The organism is Microbacterium sp. A94 (assembly GCF_051842855.1).
Taxonomy (GTDB): Bacteria; Actinomycetota; Actinomycetes; order Actinomycetales; family Microbacteriaceae; genus Microbacterium.
Genome location: NZ_JBPXMU010000004.1, coordinates 159,147 through 180,071 on the forward strand (window position 1 = coordinate 159,147; position 20,925 = coordinate 180,071).

24 protein-coding genes are annotated in these 20,925 nt (G+C 64.6%); 5 read left to right on the top strand and 19 right to left on the bottom strand.

The features are described 5' to 3' along the window. Window positions 1-42: 42 nt before the first annotated feature. The 4 genes from ACSU1L_RS12015 to ACSU1L_RS12030 form a co-directional block, all read right to left on the bottom strand. Entirely contained in the window at window positions 43-1,314 is a 1,272-nt protein-coding gene (locus ACSU1L_RS12015) for an ankyrin repeat domain-containing protein (protein WP_439255951.1), read from the bottom strand. A 33-nt stretch (window positions 1,315-1,347) separates the two neighbouring features. Beyond that, window positions 1,348-2,034, bottom strand: a complete 687-nt coding sequence (locus ACSU1L_RS12020) for a DUF4822 domain-containing protein (protein WP_439255952.1) — start codon at window positions 2,032-2,034, stop codon at window positions 1,348-1,350. A gap of 132 nt (window positions 2,035-2,166) precedes the next feature. Beyond that, window positions 2,167-2,784 carry a response regulator gene (locus tag ACSU1L_RS12025; RefSeq protein ID WP_439255953.1) on the bottom strand — a complete coding sequence of 206 codons (618 nt, stop codon included), beginning with the start codon at window positions 2,782-2,784 and terminating at the stop codon, window positions 2,167-2,169. Beyond that, window positions 2,781-3,980 (bottom strand): sensor histidine kinase, encoded by a 1,200-nt coding sequence (locus ACSU1L_RS12030; RefSeq protein ID WP_439255954.1) that lies wholly within the window; start codon window positions 3,978-3,980, stop codon window positions 2,781-2,783. Before ACSU1L_RS12030 ends, ACSU1L_RS12025 begins: the two co-directional genes overlap by 4 nt. A gap of 76 nt (window positions 3,981-4,056) precedes the next feature. On the opposite strand from ACSU1L_RS12030, the gene ACSU1L_RS12035 reads away from it, so the two are divergent. Further along, window positions 4,057-4,470 (top strand): hypothetical protein, encoded by a 414-nt coding sequence (locus ACSU1L_RS12035; RefSeq protein WP_439255955.1) that lies wholly within the window; start codon window positions 4,057-4,059, stop codon window positions 4,468-4,470. A 67-nt stretch (window positions 4,471-4,537) separates the two neighbouring features. Continuing rightward, a complete protein-coding gene (locus ACSU1L_RS12040) occupies window positions 4,538-4,744 on the top strand; it encodes a hypothetical protein (protein WP_438254972.1) in 207 nt (68 codons plus the stop codon). A gap of 20 nt (window positions 4,745-4,764) precedes the next feature. On the opposite strand, the gene ACSU1L_RS12045 is transcribed toward ACSU1L_RS12040, so the two are convergent. Beyond that, window positions 4,765-5,376, bottom strand: coding sequence for a flavodoxin family protein (locus tag ACSU1L_RS12045; RefSeq protein WP_439255956.1), 612 nt, complete (start codon window positions 5,374-5,376; stop codon window positions 4,765-4,767). Window positions 5,377-5,459: 83 nt separating this feature from the next. Continuing rightward, window positions 5,460-6,062 (bottom strand): GNAT family N-acetyltransferase, encoded by a 603-nt coding sequence (locus ACSU1L_RS12050; RefSeq protein WP_439255957.1) that lies wholly within the window; start codon window positions 6,060-6,062, stop codon window positions 5,460-5,462. An 81-nt stretch (window positions 6,063-6,143) separates the two neighbouring features. Here ACSU1L_RS12050 and ACSU1L_RS12055 point away from each other — a divergent pair, with 81 nt between their 5' ends. Continuing rightward, window positions 6,144-6,518, top strand: coding sequence for a PLD nuclease N-terminal domain-containing protein (locus tag ACSU1L_RS12055; protein WP_439255958.1), 375 nt, complete (start codon window positions 6,144-6,146; stop codon window positions 6,516-6,518). On the opposite strand, the gene ACSU1L_RS12060 is transcribed toward ACSU1L_RS12055, so the two are convergent. The 3 genes from ACSU1L_RS12060 to ACSU1L_RS12070 are packed head-to-tail and all read right to left on the bottom strand — an operon-like array spanning window position 6,515 to window position 8,563. Then, window positions 6,515-7,489, bottom strand: a complete 975-nt coding sequence (locus tag ACSU1L_RS12060) for an epimerase (protein ID WP_439255959.1) — start codon at window positions 7,487-7,489, stop codon at window positions 6,515-6,517. The two genes, ACSU1L_RS12055 and ACSU1L_RS12060, sit on opposite strands and share 4 nt — an antisense overlap. After that, entirely contained in the window at window positions 7,486-8,106 is a 621-nt protein-coding gene (locus tag ACSU1L_RS12065; RefSeq protein WP_439255960.1) for a DUF4166 domain-containing protein, read from the bottom strand. Before ACSU1L_RS12065 ends, ACSU1L_RS12060 begins: the two co-directional genes overlap by 4 nt. Window positions 8,107-8,131: 25 nt before the next feature. Continuing rightward, on the bottom strand, window positions 8,132-8,563 hold the full coding sequence (locus ACSU1L_RS12070) for an Lrp/AsnC family transcriptional regulator (protein WP_438254981.1): 432 nt from the start codon (window positions 8,561-8,563) through the stop codon (window positions 8,132-8,134). A gap of 129 nt (window positions 8,564-8,692) precedes the next feature. Between ACSU1L_RS12070 and ACSU1L_RS12075 the strand changes: the two genes are divergently transcribed. Both ACSU1L_RS12075 and ctlX read left to right on the top strand, forming a co-directional pair. Then, window positions 8,693-9,721: an ornithine cyclodeaminase gene (locus ACSU1L_RS12075; RefSeq protein ID WP_439255961.1), complete on the top strand. Its 1,029-nt coding sequence runs from the start codon at window positions 8,693-8,695 to the stop codon at window positions 9,719-9,721. 31 nt (window positions 9,722-9,752) lie between these two features. Beyond that, window positions 9,753-10,652 carry a citrulline utilization hydrolase CtlX gene (gene ctlX / locus ACSU1L_RS12080; protein WP_439255962.1) on the top strand — a complete coding sequence of 300 codons (900 nt, stop codon included), beginning with the start codon at window positions 9,753-9,755 and terminating at the stop codon, window positions 10,650-10,652. A gap of 55 nt (window positions 10,653-10,707) precedes the next feature. On the opposite strand, the gene ACSU1L_RS12085 is transcribed toward ctlX, so the two are convergent. The 10 genes from ACSU1L_RS12085 to ACSU1L_RS12130 all read right to left on the bottom strand — a co-directional run bounded on the left by ACSU1L_RS12085 (window position 10,708) and on the right by ACSU1L_RS12130 (window position 20,912). Further along, window positions 10,708-11,754 (bottom strand): NYN domain-containing protein, encoded by a 1,047-nt coding sequence (locus ACSU1L_RS12085; protein WP_439255963.1) that lies wholly within the window; start codon window positions 11,752-11,754, stop codon window positions 10,708-10,710. Beyond that, window positions 11,747-12,748 (bottom strand): Gfo/Idh/MocA family protein, encoded by a 1,002-nt coding sequence (locus ACSU1L_RS12090; protein ID WP_439255964.1) that lies wholly within the window; start codon window positions 12,746-12,748, stop codon window positions 11,747-11,749. Before ACSU1L_RS12090 ends, ACSU1L_RS12085 begins: the two co-directional genes overlap by 8 nt. A 4-nt stretch (window positions 12,749-12,752) precedes the next feature. Then, window positions 12,753-13,811, bottom strand: a complete 1,059-nt coding sequence (locus ACSU1L_RS12095) for an LLM class flavin-dependent oxidoreductase (RefSeq protein WP_439255965.1) — start codon at window positions 13,809-13,811, stop codon at window positions 12,753-12,755. 13 nt (window positions 13,812-13,824) lie between these two features. Next, complete coding sequence (locus ACSU1L_RS12100; protein ID WP_439255966.1) at window positions 13,825-15,117, bottom strand: O-acetylhomoserine aminocarboxypropyltransferase/cysteine synthase family protein; 1,293 nt, start codon at window positions 15,115-15,117, stop codon at window positions 13,825-13,827. Then, window positions 15,114-15,833 carry an alpha/beta hydrolase gene (locus ACSU1L_RS12105; RefSeq protein WP_439255967.1) on the bottom strand — a complete coding sequence of 240 codons (720 nt, stop codon included), beginning with the start codon at window positions 15,831-15,833 and terminating at the stop codon, window positions 15,114-15,116. Before ACSU1L_RS12105 ends, ACSU1L_RS12100 begins: the two co-directional genes overlap by 4 nt. Before the next feature lie 64 nt (window positions 15,834-15,897). Next, window positions 15,898-16,734: an ABC transporter ATP-binding protein gene (locus tag ACSU1L_RS12110; RefSeq protein ID WP_439255968.1), complete on the bottom strand. Its 837-nt coding sequence runs from the start codon at window positions 16,732-16,734 to the stop codon at window positions 15,898-15,900. Then, complete coding sequence (locus ACSU1L_RS12115) at window positions 16,727-17,539, bottom strand: ABC transporter ATP-binding protein (RefSeq protein ID WP_439255969.1); 813 nt, start codon at window positions 17,537-17,539, stop codon at window positions 16,727-16,729. The genes ACSU1L_RS12110 and ACSU1L_RS12115 overlap by 8 nt, the downstream gene beginning before the upstream one ends. Beyond that, on the bottom strand, window positions 17,536-18,396 hold the full coding sequence (locus ACSU1L_RS12120; RefSeq protein ID WP_439255970.1) for an ABC transporter permease: 861 nt from the start codon (window positions 18,394-18,396) through the stop codon (window positions 17,536-17,538). The genes ACSU1L_RS12115 and ACSU1L_RS12120 overlap by 4 nt, the downstream gene beginning before the upstream one ends. Beyond that, complete coding sequence (locus ACSU1L_RS12125) at window positions 18,393-19,352, bottom strand: ABC transporter permease (protein ID WP_439255971.1); 960 nt, start codon at window positions 19,350-19,352, stop codon at window positions 18,393-18,395. Before ACSU1L_RS12125 ends, ACSU1L_RS12120 begins: the two co-directional genes overlap by 4 nt. An 18-nt stretch (window positions 19,353-19,370) precedes the next feature. Then, window positions 19,371-20,912 (bottom strand): ABC transporter substrate-binding protein, encoded by a 1,542-nt coding sequence (locus tag ACSU1L_RS12130; protein ID WP_439255972.1) that lies wholly within the window; start codon window positions 20,910-20,912, stop codon window positions 19,371-19,373. Between the last annotated feature and the right edge of the window lie 13 nt (window positions 20,913-20,925).

The window sequence follows — 20,925 nt, forward strand, 5'->3', positions numbered from 1 at the left end:
GCGGCGGTACCAGCGGTGCTGCCAGGGCGAGCCCTGTGCCCGTCAGCGAGAAGCCTTCTCTAATGCGGCCGCGATTTCTCCGAATCCGCGAGACTGAGCGTGCTCGAGAGGCGTGACACCGTTCTTGTCTGCGATGGTGACATCTGCGCCAGCGTCGATGAGCGTGGCGACGATGTCCTGGTAACGCGTGGAGCCGTCTCCGAAGATGACCGTTTCCAAGAGCGCCGTCCAGCCGAGGTTGTTCACATGGTCCAGGTCCACGCCTGTGCTCACGACCCGTTTGATGTAATCCGCATGCCCGCGTTCGCCAGCCGGGATCGGGGAGAGGCCCCCGAACCGATTGGGAATCGACATGTCCGGATCCGCGGGAAGAAGGGCTTCGAGCATCGCGACGCTGCCTGTTACTCCTGTGACGAGCCAAGGGGTGTCGTGCTGATGATCGAGGGCATCAACGTCGGCGCCGAGGGCGACGAGCAGACGAGCAACCTCGACGTGATCATAAGTGGATGCCAGGAGAAGGGGAGTCTGTTCGAGATCATTTCGTGTCTCCAGATTTGCTCCGGCGCGCAGCGCGAGCGCTGCCGCATCAGCATCGCCTGCCTGCGCGGCCGTGAGAAGCCGCTGGTCGGCTTCACCGTCACCGTCACCGTCACCGTCACCGGCCGTGGCAGCGTCGTCGGCAGCAGCAGCGCGCAGCAACTCGGACTGAGGCGTCAGAGAGTGCTTTTCGGCGAGCTGCGCGGGGCTCATCCCGTCGCGTTCAGATGAAATAGTCACGTCGGCTCCTCCTGCCACGAGCACGCGCACGGTGTCTACGTAGGCTTCGACTTGTTCGGGCTTCGCGAAGACCAGCGCCTCGTGCAGCGCCACCCAACCGAGATTGTTGACATGGTCAGTGTCGATCCCCGCCTGTATCAAGCGTCCCACGACGTCGGCATGGCCCCGTTCGCTCGCTCTGATGAGGCCGGTGCCGTGCCAGGAATCAAGGCTTGCGACGTCGGCTCCGTTCTGGAGAGTGAGCTCCAGTAGCGGAAGGTACCCCTCGCTCGTGGCGATCAGGTACGCGCTTTGAGTGGTTGAATCCTTGGCATTGACATCGGCGCCCGCTGCGATGAGCTGCGCGGATGTCTCGAGATCGTTGGCCCAGGCCGCCGCGATCAGGTTCATGTTCAGTTCCTCCTGTTCGAGAGCCTCTGCGGACGCCTCCGGATGGGGTGTCGTGCTTGTGCTCGGCGCCTGCTCTGTCGCGGTGCATCCTGCGAGGAGGAGAGCCGTAGACAGAGCGGCGGCGAGAAAAATCGATCGCGGTCTCATGATGGTGACCTTTCGGAGAGGTGGGCAGGCGGGTCAGGCTTGGTTGCTCGGGCGCATCCGGCGGGTTACGTAGATTGCGACACCGCCGACCAGTGCGACCAATCCGGCAGCGAGTGCAACGATCGGGCCCGCATTGCCCGTCTCGGCCAGATCTTCGTCGTCAGACGCGGCTTCGCTGTCATCCGGGGCGGTGGCTGCGGGCTCGGCGTGGTCAGTGGGAGTGTGGATGATGTCGTAGTAGACCTCGGGGTTGGCCTCGTCGGGGATGACGCGGTAGGTGAACTCTTCGGGGGTGAGTTCGGTGATTGGCACTGCGCGCTCGAAGAGCACGTCGCCGTTGGTGTCCTTCGCGAGGAGGATACGTTCTGAGCCGTCGGCCGATACGGTCCAGTCACCCTGCATCTTCGGGGTGTCGTCCAGGTTGTACATCGTGAATGTGCCGTCGGTGTTGTAGTAGGCCCAGCCGACGAAGTTGGCGACGTTCTCGTCTGTCAGCGGGACGTTGTTTTCGTCCTGGTCCACAGCGCCTGTGGTCTCCCACGGTGTGCCTGCCAGTACATCTGACGGCGTGGCAACCGCAGCAGAAATACTTGAGACGGGGGCGGCCGTGGTTTCAGCGGCGAATGCGCTTGCGGTCGGGGCGAGGCTGATAGCTACAGCGGTGACCACCGACGCGGTGATCATGGTGCGGCGTGTCGGCACGATGCGATTCTTCGTCAAGTCTTCTTCTCCCTGAAGTGAGTGTGAAACTCCGACTCAAGTAGTCGAAGCGAACACATTCCACGTTAGGAATTCGAGAAAACCGGCACATCAATCGATCAGTTGAACCTGCCTGATAGGAACCTGAATGCTTCAGATTCGGATGAACCCGCGTTTGACCGCGATGGCAATCGCTGCCTGACGATTATCCGCGCCAAGTTTGGTGAAGGCGTGATGCAGGTGAGTCTTGATCGTCGCCTCGCTGACGTGCAGCGCTCGCGCCAGGTCACGGTTGGAGAGTCCGTCGGCAGCCAGGGTGAGAACTTCGAGCTCGCGCAGCGTGAGCGCCCCCGGTCGATCAATGCGTTCGAGAGCCTGTGCGCTGATCGCGCCGTGCGGGCGAATCTTTCTATCCGCGGCCGCGCGGATCGCTTGAAACAGTTCCGCGGGTCTGCTGTCCTTGACGAGGTAACCCGCAGCCCCGGCATCCAGCGCTCGCACGATATCTGCGTCGGAGTCGTAGGCAGTGAACACCAGCACGCTCGTGGTCGGGCTCGCCCGGCGGATCTCGCGGATCGCTTCGATTCCGTCTGGGACATCGTCGCCGAGGTCGAGATCGACGAGCGCGACATCGATTCCCTGAGCTGCCGCGGTTGCCTCCGCAGCAGAGCCCACATCGGCGACGACCTCGAAATCGTTCTGAGTGTCCAGCAATGACCTCACGCCGTGCCGCAGGACAGGGTGGTCATCCAGCAGCAGAATCCGGATCATGATCTGCTCTCTTCCTGCGCGGCATCCGGCACGATCGCGGACACGGTCGCTCCTTCGCCCGCGTATGACTCGACGGTCAGCATTCCGCCCAGGTTCTCGACGCGCCACGTCATCGCTCGAATGCCGAAGCCACCGGAACCGGAATCGATCATCGTCGAGTCGTGTGCAGCGGCGGCGAGCCCGATCCCGTCATCGGCCACGTCCACACCGATCTCTGAGTCGAAGAAGGTGAGGGTGACGCGTGTCCACGTTGCCTGAGCGTGCTTGTGAGCGTTGACCAGAGCTTCCTGAACGACGCGCTGGAGTGCGTGAGAAATCGTATCGGAGACCGCGCGCTCGTCCCCGACGACGACGAACTCTGCGCCCGCGGCCCGTGCCTGCGCCTGAAGCGCGATCGCGAGGGAGACGCCGCTCTCCCGCGGGTCAGCGAGCCCGTGAAGAAGCTGCCGTGTTTGCATGAGGCCGTCGCGCAGCGCTTCACGCGCTTTCCCGACTGCAGTGGATTGCTCACCACGCAGGTCATCTGATTCGAGCATGAGAAGAGCCGTCGCTGTTCGCTGCACCACTGTGTCGTGCAGTTCGCTGGCCACGCGTTCACGTTCCGCCAGCGCTCCGGCATCTCGCTCAGAACGTGCAAGTTGTTCACGTGTATCGACCAGTTCCGCGATGAGCGTTCGTTGCGCGTCCAGCGCACGATCGAGCGCGGTGTAAGCGTAGGTGAGCACGACGCCGCCGAAGAACGGACCCAGTACCAACCCGAGGTCGTCCCCATTCGACATGAGGAAGAGCCCCACGCTCACGGCCACGACGATGGCAGCGGAGATGATGATCGCGAGGCGGCCGCGAATCACTCTGTGCACCGCGAAGAAGAGCGCGAAACCGCACCATCCGAAGGACGGAGCGAGCACGGCGAGAGGCAGCCAGAAACCCGTAGCGATGAGGAGTCCTATCGCCTGTCTAGATCCGACCGCGTCCAGTCCCGCAGCATGCGCAGCAGAATCGAGGCTGCGGCGGCCGATCACCGCGATCGCGTAGCTCACACCCGCTCCGATCGCGAGGATAAGCGCGGCAAAGCCGACGCCCTCAAGCGGATGCCTGCTGAAATACCGCATCCCGCATACGACGAGCAGGATGGCGAATCCGATATCGACGACGCGATCCATCGCGCTCAAGCGCTGACGGCGCGAAGCTTCCATGAGATCAGACTACGAGACAGCTCTCCTGCACCCGCGGCCGGTACGCTGAGCACGTCACGTTCGACAGGAGCACAGGATGCCGCGTACCGTCTCTCGTTGGGCCCTCGCCGTTCTGCTCGCCGCCGCGGGGCTCGGTCACCTGAGCTGGGGGCGGCGCGGTTTCCGCATCACCGTGCCGGACTGGGCGACACGGTTGTCTCACCTGGACAAGGACGCGATCGTGGTCGCATCCGGCGCCGTCGAGGTGATGCTCTCTGTGGCACTTGTCGCGCTTCCGAAGGAGCGCAAACGTATCGGATGGGCGGTCGCCGCTTTCTTCGTCGCTGTGTTCCCGGGGAACGTGCACCAGTGGCGCACCGGTCGATCCGCGCCTCTGCTGGACACTGATCGTCGACGATTCGCACGCTTGCTGCTCCAGCCGGTGCTTGTCGTATGGGCGCTGTGGGGCACCTCCTCGCCGCCGATTCGAGCCCGACGCAGATGCTCGTGATGCGGGGCGTCTGCGACCGTCGCGGCGCCGGGTATCCTGGAGAAGGCAGTCACAACAGGAGGCAATCGTGATCTTCAGCTTTATCGTCTACGTCGTCCTATTCCTCGGCGGAATCATCCTGATGGGTAAGTCCTTCGAGGTCGCTGGCTTCGAGGCGCTTGTCTTCTGCGCGGGCCTCGTGGCGTTCTGCCTGTCGCTCGCCTGGATCATGCGGCAGCCCGGCAGTGCCACGCGTCGCGCCAACAACTGGGATGGCGGTCCCGGCGCTCAGTGAGCGCCGCACGGCGTGAGCGGTCAGGCTGCTGAGTAGCTGCGCTCACGCAACAGTTCAGCGATGTGCACGGCGTTCGCCGTCGCAGTAGCGGTCGTTTGTGCGACCTTCTCCGGCACCTCGTCGAGATCCTTGTAGTCCACAGCCTGCATCGCCTCCCCGTTCCAATACACCGATCCCTGTGCTGCCACGGTGAATCCGACGTCGTTCAGCGCCTGGAACAGGACCGCTGCGATGTGATGAGCCCCGTCCTCATTTCCGACGATCCCGGCGATCGCGACCTTGTTGAACATGGTCGGCCGACCTTCTTCGTCGGTTTCGCTGAGTTCGGCGTCGAGCCTCTCCAGCACGCGCTGAGCGACACTGGAGTGCTGTCCGAGCCAGGTCGGGGTGACGAAAACAAGAATGTCTGCGCGCAGGATCTGCTCGCGTAGCGATGGCCACTGGTCTCGCTCGCCCATATCCGTCTGCACACCGGGGAGGATCAGATGATCCACCGCGCGGATGCTGGCGGGAGAGACGCCGTGCGCAGCAAGCGAGGCGAGGATCTGTCCGCCGAGAACGTCCGAGCTGGAATCGGCGGGCGACGGCTTGAGCGTGCAGTTGATCATCAGTGCGGTCAATTGAGTATCCATGACCGCAGGCTAGCCACCGTTCGTCCCACCCAGGAGGGGGTTTCGCCGCGGGGCAGAACTCGCTAGCGTCGCTCTGATCAGTCTCAGCGCCGCTTTGCGAGCCGCGCTTCGAGGTTCGCCTTGACCGCCGGCCACTCCGGTTCCAGGATCGAGAACTCCACGCTGTCGCGCAGCGCGCCGTTTCGGTAACGCGAGATCGCGCGCATCACGCCGTCCTGCTTCGCACCGAGCCGTTCGATGGCTGCACGCGACTGGAAGTTCACCCATTGTGTTGTGAACCCCGCCCGGAACACGCCGAGCGTCTCGAAGGCATGCGTCAGCAGCAAAAGCTTCGACTCGGCATTGGTGCCGGTGCCGTGCGCGGAAGGACGGTTCCAGGTGTACCCGATGTGCAACCGGGGAACATCCGCCGCCATGTCGTAGTACGTCGTCATCCCGATCACGCGTCCGGCCGCATCAAACGCGGTGAACGGCACCATCTCGCCCTTCTCGGAGAGGCCGAGCCGGCGTTCGATCTCCGCTGCGACGCCGTCCGGCGAGGGGACTGAGGTGTACCAGGCGGTCTGCCAGAGGTCGTCCTCGCGGACGGCATCCACCAGCCCATCGTGATGCGCCCGGTCGAGGGGACGCAGCTCGACCAGCGAGCCGGTCAGCGTGAGCGGTGCAGGGTCGGTGCGAAAAGCCATACCTCATTAAATCAGCGGCTGGTCTGCCATCGCGCCGGACGAGCGCGAGCAACGTCTCGGCCGACTCGCTACCCTAAAGCCATGCCGTTCATTCTCATGATTCTCACCTTCGCGCTAATGGTCGGTGCGTTGATCAGCATCATCACTCGTGATGACTCGCAGGTGAAGTACCTGCCGAAGATGGTGTGGCTGATCATCGTCATCCTGCTGCCGCTGGTCGGCAGCGTTCTCTGGTTCGCCCTCGGGCGCGAGCCCGGCGAGGGCGGTGTCTCACTGCCGAAGATGCCCCAACGCGCACCGCGCACGACGGCGCAACCGCCGATCCAGCAGACGTGGACGCAGACATCCGCCGCTCGAACCACTGAACAGCAGATCGAAGACCTCGACCGTGAGATCGAGGAGTGGCGCCTGCGCCAGGCGATCGAGAAGCGCCGCGAGCAGGGCGACGCAGACTAAGCGCGCTCGAAAGACTCCCGCACTGCTGGTTCCATCGTCGGATACGCGAACTCGAACCCGGCCGCGGACAGTTTCTCTGGAAGCACCCACCGGCTCTTGAGAATGAGCTCCGTCTCCGTGCGGATGCCGATGGCACCGAGCTCCAGCATCCATCGCGGCATCGGCGGGCCGAACTTCGCACCGAGAACCCGCCGCACCGTCGCCATGAACGTGGTGTTATCAACGGGGAAGGGTGCGGCAGCATTCACCGGACCATCGATTTCCGGATGCTGCTCGACGAAGTCGATGATGCGGTCGATGTCGTCGATGTGCACCCAACTGAACCGCTGCGCGCCGCGTTTAGCTCCGGGAAAATGACCCGTCCCCGCCGCGCGTCGAGACTTCGAAACCGGCCACCAGCCGTCGTGCTGTGCACCACCGAGCCCGATCCGTGCCAGGTTCTTCAGCGGTCCGAGCACACCGCCGTGCCCGAGCACGATGGTGCTGCGCAGGGCAACCCGACGAGTCTGCGGCAGGTCATCGGCGAACAGCGCCCGCTCCCATGCCCGGGCGACCTCGACCGAGAATCCGGTGCCGATCTCTCCATCTGATTCGGTCATCGGGCGGTCTTCGGCATGCCGGTAGATCGTCGCGGTGGATGAATTCACCCACAACGCCGGCGGTGCTGACGCCCTGGTGATCGCGGCGCTGAGCGATGCCGTCGTGTCGAGGCGGGAGCGGAAGATTTCAGCCCGATTCTCTGGCGTGTACCGGCAGTTCACGCTTTTTCCGGCAAGCCCGATCACGAGAGTCGCGCCATCGACTGCCTGGTCGATGCCGTTCTGGTCGCCCCAGCGCAGATCCGCACTCGAACGCGAGATCGTGACGACCTCACGCCCCTCTGCCCGGTATTTCTGCTGCAGGTGCTGTCCCATGAACCCGGACGACCCGCCGATCACCACGCGGCCGGTCGCCACTTCGCCTGCGCTCACGGCTTCTCCTCCTCGATGCGATAGCTGAAGTCGCCGGCGTACTCGTAGATACGGCCCACGAGGGGAAGCTCCATCGTGACCAGGATGCGCTGCCGGCCGATCACCTCGTCGAAGCTCTCGGTGAGATCGACGACGGGGGAGAGGAACCGCGGAAGCCTGACCCGCAGCGATCCCCACCGGATGCCGACCGTGTGGCTGCGCATCCGCAGTGCACCATCGCGCACGTCGACCGCGAAGCTCGCCGCCACGACGCCGGATTCGCCGAGCTCGTCAACGAGTCGTCCATGCGGATTCACCGATACCGCGTCACGCATCGTCCACCCCTGACCGGGGAGGAGAAATTCTCGCTCGCTGACCACGCGGCCGTCGATTAAGCGGTTGGTGACGCGGAAGGGAACGCTCAGCTGCCACCCGGCGTAGATCACACTGCGCTCGTGCAGCGGGCGCAGCAGCGGCCACAGCCACCGTCGCGGTGTGCCGACTCGGCTGAAGGTGCCTTCGCCGATACCGATGTGTCCCTCGGGCAGCGACGAGAAGTATTCACGCAGGTGCGGATGTAGCTGATCCAGGCGATCGCCGAGTATCTCGGCGTAGGGCGATTGCGAGACGTGGCGCACGCTCTGAGCCTATCCGCCGGAGTGCTCAGCGCAGCACACTGGACAGCAGCAGGCTCGTCTGCGAGTTCTGCACGCCCTCGATCGAGCGGATCAGCCCGAGCAACCGGTCGAAGTCACCGAGGGTTTCCATGCGCAGCTGGGCGACCAAATCCCACCCGCCGTTGGTGCTGTGCAGGGCGATGATCTCGGGGATGCCGCGCAGGCGCCGAATGACCGTGTCGGTGGTGCGCCCCTCGACCTCGATGAGCGCAATGGCGTGGATCGTCAGCGGATCGGCTTCATCGCGCACACGCGCTGTGAAGCCGATGATCGTGCCGTTCTCCTGCAGCCGGTCGATGCGGGCCGACACGGTCGCGCGTGAGACATCCAGCATTCGCGCCAGGGCCGCACTGGATGCCCGACCATCCTGGCGCAGTGCCGCCAGCAGCCGGCGGTCGAGGTCATCGAGGTGTTTCATGTACACATCGTAAAGCGATACTGACCAGAATGCGCATGTTCTGATGATCCGCTCGGCAATGTGCGCATTGATCTTGCATATCGCCAACGCGTACCGTGGTGACAGAACAACGACAAGAAGGGGAAGATCATGACGCGCTTGGTCGATGTCCGTAACATGAGCCGGTGGATCGCAGATCATGGTCCCCAACGCTGCATCACGGGAATGATCGATTACCTCGACGCGGACTTCCGTCGCTGGGAGCAGTTCGACAAGACGCCCCGTGTTGCCAGCCACACCCCCTTCGGCGTGATCGAGCTGATGCCCACCAGCGATCACGAAACGTACGGCTTCAAATACGTCAACGGGCATCCCTCCAACCCGCAGCGCGGATTCCAGACCGTCACCGCCTTCGGCGTCCTCGCCGACGTCCACAACGGCTATCCGACTTTCCTCGCCGAGATGACCCTGCTCACGGCTCTCCGCACGGCCGCCACCTCAGCCCTCGCCGCCCGCGCTCTGGCTCGCCCGGATTCGCAGGTCATGGCGATGATTGGAACCGGCAGCCAGGCGGAGTTCCAGGCGCTCGCCTTCCGGCAGACGCTCGGCATCGACACGCTACGGGTCTATGACGTGGATCCGGATGCCATCGCCAAGCTCGCTCGCAATCTGACACCGCTCGGCTTCAGCATCGACGCCGCCTCATCGGCAGCTGACGCGGCTCGCGGTGCAGACATCATCACGACATGCACGGCCGACAAGCAGCTCGCCACAGTGCTGCACGATGCCGATGTCGCAGCGGGGATGCACGTGAACGCCATTGGCGGAGACTGCCCCGGAAAGACTGAGCTTGACCCGGCGATCCTCGACCGTGCACGCGTGTTCGTCGAGTACACGCCGCAGACCCGCATCGAGGGTGAGATCCAGCACCAGAGCGACGACTTCCCCGTCACCGAGCTGTGGGAAGTGCTGCTCGGCCGTAAGGAAGGGCGCACCTCCCCGGCAGATATCACCCTGTTCGACTCAGTCGGCTTCGCCATCGAAGACTTCTCGGCGCTGCGCTACGTGCGTGACCAGGTCGCCGGTACGGACTACGAGAGCGAGATCGATCTCGTCGCAGCACCGGAGGACCCCAAGGATCTGTTCGGCATGCTCGGCGCGTTCTCTCCGGTCGGCTGAGGTGTCGGTCCAGGCGCCCAGTGCGGTCGTCATGGTGCGGCCGCAGCGATTCCTCCCCAACCCGGAGACAGCGGCCGACAACGTGTTTCAGGCGCTGCCGGAAGTTGCCCGCGATGAGGTCGCCCGACTGGCGCACGACGAGGTCACGCGTGCCGCGCAGACACTCACCGAGGCGGGCGTGAGAGTTCACCTCTTTGACGACACCGATCCGCAGCGACCGGACAGCGTGTTTCCGAACAACTGGTTTTCCACGCATCCCGGCGGCCACGTCGCACTCTTCCCGATGTATGCGCCGAACCGGCGCACGGAGCGTCGGGCCGACATCGTCGAGATGCTGAAGAGGCAGTACCGGGTGCAGCAGGTGATCGACTACTCCGGGATGGAGCCTGACGGCCTCTTCCTGGAGGGCACCGGCGCGATGGTCATCGATCATGAGTTGCGCATCGTGTACGTGGCCCGCTCCCGGCGCGCCGATCCCGTACTGCTGGAGAGATTCTGCTCCATGTTCGGTTATGAGCCGATGGTGATGGATGCCGTCGACCAGACCGGCGCACCGATTTATCACACCAACGTGATGATGACGATTGCCACGGACTTCGTGATGGTGGGCCTCGGACTCATTGCCGATCATGCTCGTCGTGAAGAGGTCGTCATGCGCCTGGGCGCACGCGGGCGGCGGGAGATCATCGACCTGACCGCCTCGCAGATCGCATCATTCGCCGGGAATGCGATTGAGCTGCAGGCGGACGGTCGTCGCATCCTCGCGCTCTCGACCCGCGCGCTCGCAGCGTTGCGGGACGATCAGCGCGCTGTCATCGAGCGCAGTTGCGAGATCATCGCCCTGCCGGTGCCGACGATCGAGCTCGCCGGCGGATCAGTGCGCTGCATGATCGCCGGTCTGCACCTCGACGCGCGGGAGCTGGTCCGCTGACCCTAGAGGGGGAGAGCTTGGGGATCCGCCGTCAGCTCGGCAGCCTCCCCGCTGCCTAAGCGCCCTCGCGCAGGCGGACCACCCGCTCGTGGCCGGTCTCTTCAAGCTCGGTGATGTCGTCGCGAGACTTGAGGAAGTCCGAGAACGACCGGTAGCCGAGCGCCTTCTCACTGAACGACGGATCCATGCGGCGCATGTGCGTCTTCACCGCGGAGCTGTGCAGCCACTCATCCGCACCGGCTTTGTCGTGCCCGAGGCGAAGCGCGCGCTCAAGCAGCAGGGTGGCTTCTTCCTGCTCGGTGGTCGGAGTCGGCTCAGTCTCTTCGGCGGGCGCTGCGGGCTCGGCAGGCTTGGTCGCCTTCTTCGTGCGGCCCTTGGACGCGGCCTTGGGCTTCGTCGCGGGGGCTTCGGGCGCGGCATCCGGGGTGGCACGCGGCGCAGCCGGCTCGGCATCCGCAGTTTTCCGCGACGCAACCGGCTCGGTGACCTGCGGTGTCACAGGCTCAGCAGGTGGGGCCGCCTGCTTGGGCACGGGACGTACGACACCCGGCAGCGAATCGTAGGACTCGAACTCATCGCACGCGGCGGCCAGCGACTTGGCGGTGGATCCTGCGACGCCCACGCCGATCACGTAGCGTCCGAGGCGCTTGCAGCGCTGTGCGAGGGGCACGTAGTCGCTGTCGCCAGCGACGATGACCACGTGGGTGAGGTCGGGGAGGCGGAACATGTCTTCCACAGCATCCACGGCCAGACGAATGTCGGCACCGTTCTTCGCGTACGCGGCGGCGGGGAACAGCTGCACAAGGTCGACCGCACGAGCGACGAGCTGCGAGCGGTACTCAGCGTTCACGTGGGATGACCAGTCGGCGTAGGCGCGAGTGAGCACCAGCGTGCCGAAGGATGCGGCGTAGTCGATGATCGCACCGACCTCGATCATCGCGCCCCGGAGCCGCTCGATGACGTCAGGATCATTCGGGTTCTCGGTGATGCGCTGCCGGTCCTTGCCGTAGGCGTTTCGCCCGTGCACGCGGTCGTACCAAGAGATGACGATGTTGTCGAAGTCGAGGTAGACCGCGACGCGAGGGTCCTGGGGATCAGACATTTGCGTTCCCCTCGCTCGGGTAGCGGACGCCGATTTGGGCGCGGATCTCATCGAGCGTTCCCATGATCGCGACGGACTCCGCGAGGGGGAGTGGCAGCAGGGCACCCGCGGTGTCTCCAGCGGCTACTGCGCCTTCGGCGGCGAAGGCCTGGTACTGCATGCCGCGGCCGTCGATCTCCGACTCGTAGCTCTCGAGAACCGAGCCGTCCGGGCCGATCACACGGAACGAGGTCGGGCAGTACCAGACACGGTCGATCTCGATGCGCGCCTGGGTTCCGACGATCGTGGCGACGTTGGCACCGGCTGCCCGCGAGGAGGAGATGCTGGTTGATACGGCGCCGCCCTCGTGCGTCATGAGCGTTGCGACTTCGGCGTCGGCGCCGGTCTCCACCAGACGTGCGACGGCCTTGATGGAGGTCGGGGCACCGAGGATGTCCCAGATGAACGAGACCGGGTAGATGCCGAGATCCAGCAGTGCGCCACCGCCGAGCTCCAGCGCGTTGAGGCGGTGAGTCGGGTCGGAGGGGAGCAGCTGCGTGTGATCGGCGGTGACAGCTCGGATCTCTCCCAGCGTGCCCTCGGCGATGATCTCGCGGATGCGCACCATGTGTGGCAGATACCGCGTCCACATCGCTTCCATCGCCAGCAGCCCGCGTTCGGTGGCGATGCGCTGCAGATCCTCTGCTTCGGCGCGGTTCAGTGTGAACGACTTCTCCACGAGCACGTGCTTGCCGGCTTCCAGAGCGAGCTTCGCGCCGGCATGGTGCATCGGGTGCGGGGTGGAGACGTAGATGATGTCAACATCCGGATCGGCGACGAGAGCCTCGTAAGAGGCGTGCGCACGCGGGATCGAGAACTCTGCCGCGAACTTATCGGCCGAAGCCTGCGAACGCGAGCCGACAGCGACCAGATCGAGTCCGGCGGTGCGCAGATCAGAAGCGAACGAATGGGCGATGCCGCCCGTGGCGAGGATTCCCCAGCGAAGACCAGTCATGCTTTCAGCGTAGAGCAGATGTGAGGGCATCCTGCGGGACCAGCGGAAATACCTGTTCGGCGATCCGCTCGAGCTCCTCATCCAGCGGGGAAGCCTGGATCAGCAGCAGCGTGATACCGGCCTCGGCATATGCGTTGATGCGCTCGGCGACCTGCTCGGCGGTGCCGACCAGATCGGGTCGCAGACCGCGGGTGCCGACGGAATACTCGCGCCTGCTGACCTCCAGGGAGAGCTGTGAATTCTCACGGAACTGCTCGAACGAGGCGTATCCGGGGGAGGCCGGATCGACCGTAGTGATCCGGTCGAGCTCTCGCCGCGCCTCGGCCTCGGTGTCGCGGACGATGACGTATGCCGGCATCCCGAATTCTGATACCGGGCGGCCATGCAGACGATCGGAGCGGGCATTCATATCGGCGACGTTGTCACGCACTTCGTCGAGTGTGCCGCCGTGCATGACGTAGGCATCGGCGAAGTCGGCGATCGCCTCCCGGCCGGCCTCGCTCTCGCCGCCGGCGAAGACCACCGGATGCGTGGACGGCTTCGGCTCGACGATGGTGTCCTCGAACTCATAGTGGTCGCCGGCGAAGCTGAACGGCGTCCGCTCCCACAGCCCGTTGAGCACCTCGACGAACTCTTTCGCCTGGGTGTAGCGCGCATCGTGGGCGGGGAAGTTGCCGCCGAACTGCCGTGCCTCTTCAGCCCACCAGGCCGCGACGACATTGAGAGCGATGCGGCCGGGAGCTACCGTGTCGAGGGTGCTGACGGTCTTGGCGAGCACGGCGGGGAGATGGAAGCCGGGACGGACGGCGGTCATGACGCGCAGATGATCGGTGACGGCGAGGATCGCCGCCGACAGCGACCAAGCCTCCAGGCTGGGTGCGTCGATTCCCTTGCGGTCGTTCAGGTACAGCTCGGGAACGAGGGTGGTGTGGAAGCCGAGCCGATCTGCTTTCACCGACACTTCGCGGATGTAGTCCCAGGTCGCAGCCATCCGCCCCTCGTCGGTGACGTTGCGCAGGAAGCCTCCGTAGACGGGTGTCCAGTATCCGAGGTTGATGCCCATGGTGCTCCAGTCGTCAGGCGTACGTGAGTGCGCGGTCGAGGTCGGCGATGATGTCGGCAGGATCTTCCAGACCGGCGCTGAGGCGGATGGTGTTCAGTGAGATGCCGGCGGCGGCCCGCTGCTGCGGATCCAGGTGCGAGTGCGTCATGGATGCCGGATGCGCGACGAGGCTGCGAGCATCGCCGATGTTCGCGACCAGCCGCACGGTCTCGAGGGCATCGATCACCCGGCCGGCGCGGGCCTGTGCCGCGTCGTTCTCGGGGCCTGCGAGATCGAAGGAGAACACGGAGGGAACACCCCGCGGCAGGTAGCGTTCGGCGAGTGGATGCCAGCGGTTGTCAGCAAGGCCGGGGTGATGGACGGCCGCGACCTTCGGATGCTTCTGCAGATGCCGCGCGATCGTGAGCGCCGTCGTGCTCTGACGGGACACCCGCAGATCGAGCGTCTCGATGCCCTGCAGGATCTGCCAGGCATTGAACGGCGACAGCGACGGGCCGAGGTCGTGCACATACTTCGACTTCACGAGCGCCGCGAAGGCCAGTCCGATGCCGAAGCGCTCCCACAGGATGAGGTCTCCGAACCGCTTGTACGGCGCGGTGAACTGCGGCCAGCGCTCGGGCTCTGCGCCGAAATCGAAGGTGCCCTGGTCAACGACGACACCGCCGAGCGAAGTGCCGTGCCCGCAGAGGAACTTCGTCGCCGAGTGCACAACGAAGTCGGCGCCATGCTCACCGGGACGGATCAGATACGGCGTGCCGACAGTGTTGTCGATGACGAGGGGGATGCCGGCATCGTGGGCGATATCTGCGATGAGGTGGATGTCGAGCACCTGTGCGATGGGATTTGCGACGGACTCGGCGAACAGAACACGGGTCTCCGGTCGGATCGCGGTGCGCCAGGCATCCGGATCATCCTGGTCGACGAACGACACCGTGATGCCGAAATCGTCGAGCGTGTCCTGGAGCAGATCGACCGTGCCGCCGTACAACTGGCTGGCGGCGACGATATGCCCACCGCGCGCAGCGAGAGCGAGCAGGGTGACGGCGACGGCGGCCTGCCCGGAGGCGACGGCGACGGCTGATGCGCCGCCCTCCAGCGTCGCCACGCGCTCCTCCAGAACCTGCTGGGTGGGGCTCGCGTTGCGGCTGTACAGATTGCCCGGGGTGCGCAGGGCGAACAGGTCTGCGGCATCCGCGAGCGAGGCGAACTCGTAGGCGGCGGTTTGATAGATGGGAGCGACGGCACTGTTCTGCGGCACGCCGGTGACGTATCCGGCCTGTACCTGCTGGGTCGCGAACGCGGTCATGCGTCGGCGGGTTCGTGTCGGTCTGCTCCCTGAACCTGTCGAAGGGCGCGAAGCACGGGTGTGTGCACGTCTCCGCCGCGCAAGCGCTCGAGCCACAGCACGATGGATGCTGCGACGCTACGGTGCGAGACGTCGTTCAGTGCGTCGTGCAACCCGTCGATGGTCTCGACCAGCTCCAGATCGGGCACCGCGCTCAGCAGGGAGGCAGTTTCGGTGATCGGGGAAACCCGATCTGCCGAACCGTGGAAGGCGAGCACCGGAACGGCAACGGCGGCCAGGTCAGCGGATGCGGGGACAGGCTCGACGGCGACCGGCGCGGTGCGCGCCTCATCCGTGCCGAGCACGCCGAGGTGCAGCGGGCAAGCCGTGCGTTCCGCGTCGGTCGGCTGGGCGGTGACGGCGTCGCCCTCGGCATCGATCGGGGTCCCGGCGATGATGGCGGCATCGGCTGTGGCGCCCTGCGCGAGCACGCGGAGAACGGATGCAGCGCCGGAATCAGAACCGACGAGCACGCGCGGTGCATCCACGGTGTCGAGCCACGCGCCTGCGGCATCAGCATCCGCTTCGAAAACGCCGACGGTGTATCCGTCGGCGCTGAGCCGGCGTCCGAATCGCTCGTACACGGCGGCGCGCTCGCCGCGGCCGGTGATAACGGCGAGTGTGCCGCGCACGCGGACGGCAGGCCAGACGGCGGAGGGAGAGATGTTCGTGCTCATGCGATCCATCCTTGGGTCTGGGACCCCGCGGCGCGCGGGATGTGTCGAACTGTTGCGGCCCCGGTCATAGTGTGAAGCTCTGAAGTGCGGTTCGCAGCTCTTTCCGACGTTCTCGATTCGCGCCAGCTACCGTCAGCGTCGGAGCGGATTCGATGAGCAACTTTGTGTAGGGATGCTGCGGATTTGCGAGGACATCGATGGTGGGTGCATCCTCCACGATCTCGCCCTGGTACAGCACGATCAGCCGATCGGTAACGCCCGCGATGGAGCCGAGGTCGTGTGAGATGAACAGCTGCGCCAACTGCCGTTCAGTACCGGCGAGCCTGAGCAGATCGAGCACCTGGACCCGGCTGGAGGCATCGAGCGCGCTGACCGGCTCGTCAAGAATGAGCAGGTGCGGCGCCAGCACGAGTGCCCGAGCGAGCACGATCCGCTGACGTTGTCCGCCGGAGAGTTCGCTCGGAAGTCGGGCTCCGAGCGCCGGGTCAAGTCCGACGAGTCGGATTGCTTCTGCGACGCGTTCGCGTGATTGCGCGACCGAGATCCCACCACGAATTGCGAGTCCCTCTGCGACAGAGTGATCCACGCTCACGTCGGGGTCGAGGCTGCGCAAAGGATCCTGATAGACGTACTGCACCGTTCCGGATCGCCGAAATGCGCGTAGCGGCCGTCCCCGCAGGCCAGCGAGGTCGTTACCGTCCACGGACACCGTGCCGGAGAACACAGTGGTGAGGCCGAGCAGGCTGCGAGCAAGAGTGGACTTTCCTGATCCGGTTTCGCCGATCAGGCCGACTCGCTCCTCGGCGCCAATGGTGAGTGAGATGTCACGCAGTACGGCGCGGCCTCGCGTGCGGCCGCCATAGCCGAGCGTGGCGTTCTCAATGCGCACAAGATCAGACATGCGCGACTTCGCGATTCAGGAAGCGATCCAGCCCGTATTCCGCGTGAGCTGTGAGGAGAGAGCGCGTATACGGGTGCGCGGGTGACTGCAGAACATCGGCAGAGGTTCCGGATTCGATGATCCGACCGTGCTGCATGACGTGAATGCGTTCGCACAGGTGGGCGACGACAGGAAGATCGTGCGATACAAACAGCACGGCGAGCCCAGTCGTAGCGCGCAGGTCAGCGATTACATCGAGCACTTCGGCCTGCACCGTGACATCGAGCGCGGTGGTGGGTTCGTCGGCGATGAGTAGTTCCGGAGACTCTGCGATCGCAATCGCCAGAAGCACGCGCTGCAGCATGCCGCCGCTGAGTTCGTGGGGGAGTCGGTGAGCTGTTAGCTCGGGCGTGGACAGGCCGAGGTCTCCGAGAGCCGTGACTGCGCTGGACCAAGCATCGCGCCGACCGCTGCCATTTTTGAGCCGGTGTACCTCTGCGAGCTGTCGTCCGACACTGATCGAGGGATTCAGATAGGAGCCTGGATCCTGGAACACTGCGCCGATGCGCGTGCCACGGATTCGGCGCCACTGCGATGGCGTTGCGGACGCGAGGTCGACGTCATCGAAGACTATTCCGACAGCAGTGACGTTCAGCGACTCCGGCACGATTCCGAGCACGGCGCGGCAGGACAGCGACTTGCCGCTGCCTGACTCACCGACGATGCCCAGGGCCTCGCCTCGCTCGAGACGGAAGGACACATCATCGACGAGCGCCAGAGCGTCATCGGTTGTGATCGTCAGATGCGAGACCTCGAGCAGTGTCATGCGGATACCTCCTGGGGTGTCGACGATTCAGCTGGTGTAGAAGCGCGGTGACTCTGGGCGTCGCGCAGCGCATCGGCCAGAGCGTTGAATGCCCAGACGGTAGCGACGATTAATGCAGCCGGGGCGAGGGGACCGAGGGGACGCTGATACAGATACTTCAGGTCGCTCGCAAGCAGGCCACCCCACGTCGGTTCGGGCGGGACGACGCCGATCCCGAGGAAGGTCAGCGAGGCGACGATGACGAGCGCAGCTCCGGTGAGCCCTGCGGCCGTGACGGTGATGGCGGGCAAGACATGACGCCAGACGTGCCTGCGCAGAATCCAGAACGTGGACGCGCCCATCAACTCTGCGGCCTCGACATACTGCGAGTGCGATGCGGTCAACGCGGCCGCGCGCGTCACCCGGAAGAACGCGGGGGAGATGAGAATGCCGACGGCGCACATCGCCTGGGGTACTCCGTTGCCCAACAAAGCCGTCATCGCGATCGCGAACACGAGAAAAGGCAACGTCATGAGTGCGTCCGTCAGCCGGAGCGCGAACCATTCGAATGTGCGAGAGAGGTGAACTGACAGCAGCGCCGGAACGACGCCGAGGACAAGTCCGATCACGACGGCCATCAGCGCAGACAGGACCGAGAGCGGCGAGCCAGTGAGAAGTCGGCTCAGAACATCACGCCCCAATTCGTCGGTGCCCAGCAGATGAGCCAGGCTGGGCCCCTGCAACATCACGGATGTGTCCTGCGCGTACGGATCCTGCGGTGCCAGCAGCGGGCCGAACACGGTGAGCACCGCGATAAGCAAGAGAATCGCCAACGCCAGCTTCGCGCTCGTCGGGCGGATGACAGCGATGAACTTCATATCGCACTCCTTCGCGAAGCAGGCTGGAGAGCCGTCAGCGTAATGTTCACGAGGACGTTGAACAACAGCACCAGAACGATCGCGACGACCAGAGTGCCCTGCACCACAGGAACGTCGCCACGCAGTGCGGAATCGGCCGAGAGTAGACCGAAGCCCGGCATATTGAAGATCGTCTCGGTGACGACTGCACCTCCCAGAAGCGCAGGAATCTTCATTCCCAGCACGGCGACCGCGGGACCGGCCCCGTTGCGAAGTGCGTGGTTGAGCAGGATGCGCCGCGGATGAAGACCCCGCACAGTCGCACCGATGATGTATGGCTGATCCAGCGAATGTACGAGTCCGGTGCGAAGCTGACGGGCAATGTCCGCTGCCGGATCCAGGCTCAGCGCCACTGCGGGCATGATGATCAGCTGAAACCACAGGCCCGGGTTCTGGCCGAACGGAACGTACCCCGAAGATGGCAGCAGGTGCAGCCATACGCTGAATACGACGATCAGGCCGATCGAGACCACGAACGGAGGCAGCGTCGACACCACTGAGGTGACGGCTGTGATCGCACGGTCAATCGGGCGCCCCTGGTTCACCGCGGCGATACCGCCCAGCACTACGCCCGATACGATCCCCAAGACGAGGGCGACCGAGACGATCGAGGCGGTGATGGCCAGACGCTGTCCGATCAGCTCCGAGACGCTGAATCCGTTGTACCAGCTGGCGCCGAGGTCTCCGCTCAGCATCGACCCCATCCACGTGAAGTAGCGCAGCAGCACCGGCTGATCGAGGCCCAGTTCCGCGTTGATTTGCGCGATGCGCTCGGGTGTCGCCTCATCCCCCGACAGCGATGCGGCAGGGCTCAGACCGCTCGCTGCGCCGAGGACGAAGGTGATGAGCGTCGCGAAGATGAACACCGGCACGACTATGAGTGCTGTGCTGCCCAGTAGGTGCGCGAACTTCATCATGACGTCAGGTCTGCGGGTTCAACCGCTGACCTGCACTCCTTCCCAGCGCACCTGTGAGGGAAGCAGATTGAGTTCACTCACGCTGGAGCGAGAGACGAATACCCAGGGATTGCTGTACAAGTAGTTCGTCGGAGACTGCTCGACGCCCACACGCACGGCGTTCCACAGGACCTCCTGGTAATCCGGGGAGTCGATCGGCGTCGCGCGCACAGCATCCAAAGCCGCGAGGAACTCGTCTGAGGAATGCGGACCGCTCAGGTTCATGATGCCGTCAGGGCCGTATGTCGCGAGCAGGTTCGCGACGGGTGACTCGCGCCCAATCGTCCCGTCCAGAGCGAGTTGCGGCGACTTAGCGACGTAAACCTCGTCCTGCCATGTCGTGGAGCCGGTGGGCACCAGACTGATGGTGGAGTCGATGCCGATATCGGCGAGCTGTGACTGTGTGAGCTGTGCATCCAACTCGCTGCCAGCGTGCGCGGTGATCTCGATCGAGAGGTCACCGTCTTCGTAGCCCGCGTCGCTGAGGATCTGGCGTGCCTTGTCGGGGTCGTAGCCCCAGATTTTCTCAATCTCCGGGTTGAAGGCGATGTACCCCTCCGGGAACGGCTGATGCGTGATCGTGCCGGTGCCGGCGGTGACGGCGTCAACGAAGGCCTGGCGATCGAACGCGTAGCGGAGAGCCGCGACGACGGCCGGGTCATCAAGCGGATCCTGGTTGAGGTTGAGTGAAGCGTCGCTGGCCGCGAGTGTGCCCGCGATGGTCACGGTGAGCCCCGCCTTCTCGGCCTGCTCGATCTGAGTGGCGGGCAGTCGTGCGACATCTACCGACCCGGACTGCACTGCGGATACGACGGTGGCGGCGTCCAATGCTGTCGTGAGCTCGAATCGATCGATGTGGATGTTGTCGGCGTCCCAGTAATCGTCGTTCTTCACGAATGACGCGTGCGATTCCGCGACGAAATCGGTGAGCACGAAGGGGCCAGCACCGACCGGAGCGGCGGCGAGCTTCTTCGGGTCTTTTGCAGCGGTTGGACTCGCGATGGCGCCGGTGCGGCCGGCGACCAGATACGGGATCTGATAGTCGACCGTGGCGAGGTGCAGAGTGACCTCGGTCTCTGAATCAGCGGTGACGCTCTCAAGATCTGCCAGCTGGTCACGCAGATGCGAGCCTGACTGCTCCTTGCCTCGCTCGAAATGGGCCTTTACCGCTTCGGCATCCAACGCGGTGCCGTCACTGAAGGTCAGATCGTCTCGCAGCGTGAACGTGATCGCGGTCCCGGTGTCGTCATATGCCCAGGACTCGGCGAGGCTCGGTTCGACGTTTCCGTCCTCATCCAACCGGGTGAGCGAGGCGTAGGGGAGCGAGATGGTGTTGATGTCGTTGCCAGTGCGACTTGCCACCGGATCCCAGGAGGTCGGCAGGCCAAACGACCACCGCAGCACCGAATTATCTTCACCCGAGGCAGGACCATCGTCGCCTGCCGAAGCGCACGCCGACATACCCACGGTGAGTGTCACTGCGATAGCTGCTGCGGCGAGGGAGTGCCAGGATCTGGTCACGGTCGATCTTCTT

Excerpts from the sequence above, each read along its gene's own strand:
- ACSU1L_RS12015 (WP_439255951.1), bottom strand. The coding sequence starts at position 1,314 with ATGAGACCGCGATCGATTTTTCTCGCCGCCGCTCTGTCTACGGCTCTC.
- ACSU1L_RS12025 (WP_439255953.1), bottom strand. The coding sequence starts at position 2,784 with ATGATCCGGATTCTGCTGCTGGATGACCACCCTGTCCTGCGGCACGGC.
- ACSU1L_RS12030 (WP_439255954.1), bottom strand. The coding sequence starts at position 3,980 with ATGGAAGCTTCGCGCCGTCAGCGCTTGAGCGCGATGGATCGCGTCGTC.
- ACSU1L_RS12035 (WP_439255955.1), top strand. The coding sequence starts at position 4,057 with ATGCCGCGTACCGTCTCTCGTTGGGCCCTCGCCGTTCTGCTCGCCGCC.
- ACSU1L_RS12045 (WP_439255956.1), bottom strand. The coding sequence starts at position 5,376 with ATGGATACTCAATTGACCGCACTGATGATCAACTGCACGCTCAAGCCG.
- ACSU1L_RS12050 (WP_439255957.1), bottom strand. The coding sequence starts at position 6,062 with ATGGCTTTTCGCACCGACCCTGCACCGCTCACGCTGACCGGCTCGCTG.
- ACSU1L_RS12055 (WP_439255958.1), top strand. The coding sequence starts at position 6,144 with ATGCCGTTCATTCTCATGATTCTCACCTTCGCGCTAATGGTCGGTGCG.
- ACSU1L_RS12070 (WP_438254981.1), bottom strand. The coding sequence starts at position 8,563 with ATGAAACACCTCGATGACCTCGACCGCCGGCTGCTGGCGGCACTGCGC.
- ACSU1L_RS12075 (WP_439255961.1), top strand. The coding sequence starts at position 8,693 with ATGACGCGCTTGGTCGATGTCCGTAACATGAGCCGGTGGATCGCAGAT.
- ctlX (WP_439255962.1), top strand. The coding sequence starts at position 9,753 with ATGGTGCGGCCGCAGCGATTCCTCCCCAACCCGGAGACAGCGGCCGAC.
- ACSU1L_RS12085 (WP_439255963.1), bottom strand. The coding sequence starts at position 11,754 with ATGTCTGATCCCCAGGACCCTCGCGTCGCGGTCTACCTCGACTTCGAC.
- ACSU1L_RS12090 (WP_439255964.1), bottom strand. The coding sequence starts at position 12,748 with ATGACTGGTCTTCGCTGGGGAATCCTCGCCACGGGCGGCATCGCCCAT.
- ACSU1L_RS12095 (WP_439255965.1), bottom strand. The coding sequence starts at position 13,811 with ATGGGCATCAACCTCGGATACTGGACACCCGTCTACGGAGGCTTCCTG.
- ACSU1L_RS12100 (WP_439255966.1), bottom strand. The coding sequence starts at position 15,117 with ATGACCGCGTTCGCGACCCAGCAGGTACAGGCCGGATACGTCACCGGC.
- ACSU1L_RS12105 (WP_439255967.1), bottom strand. The coding sequence starts at position 15,833 with ATGAGCACGAACATCTCTCCCTCCGCCGTCTGGCCTGCCGTCCGCGTG.
- ACSU1L_RS12110 (WP_439255968.1), bottom strand. The coding sequence starts at position 16,734 with ATGTCTGATCTTGTGCGCATTGAGAACGCCACGCTCGGCTATGGCGGC.
- ACSU1L_RS12115 (WP_439255969.1), bottom strand. The coding sequence starts at position 17,539 with ATGACACTGCTCGAGGTCTCGCATCTGACGATCACAACCGATGACGCT.
- ACSU1L_RS12120 (WP_439255970.1), bottom strand. The coding sequence starts at position 18,396 with ATGAAGTTCATCGCTGTCATCCGCCCGACGAGCGCGAAGCTGGCGTTG.
- ACSU1L_RS12125 (WP_439255971.1), bottom strand. The coding sequence starts at position 19,352 with ATGATGAAGTTCGCGCACCTACTGGGCAGCACAGCACTCATAGTCGTG.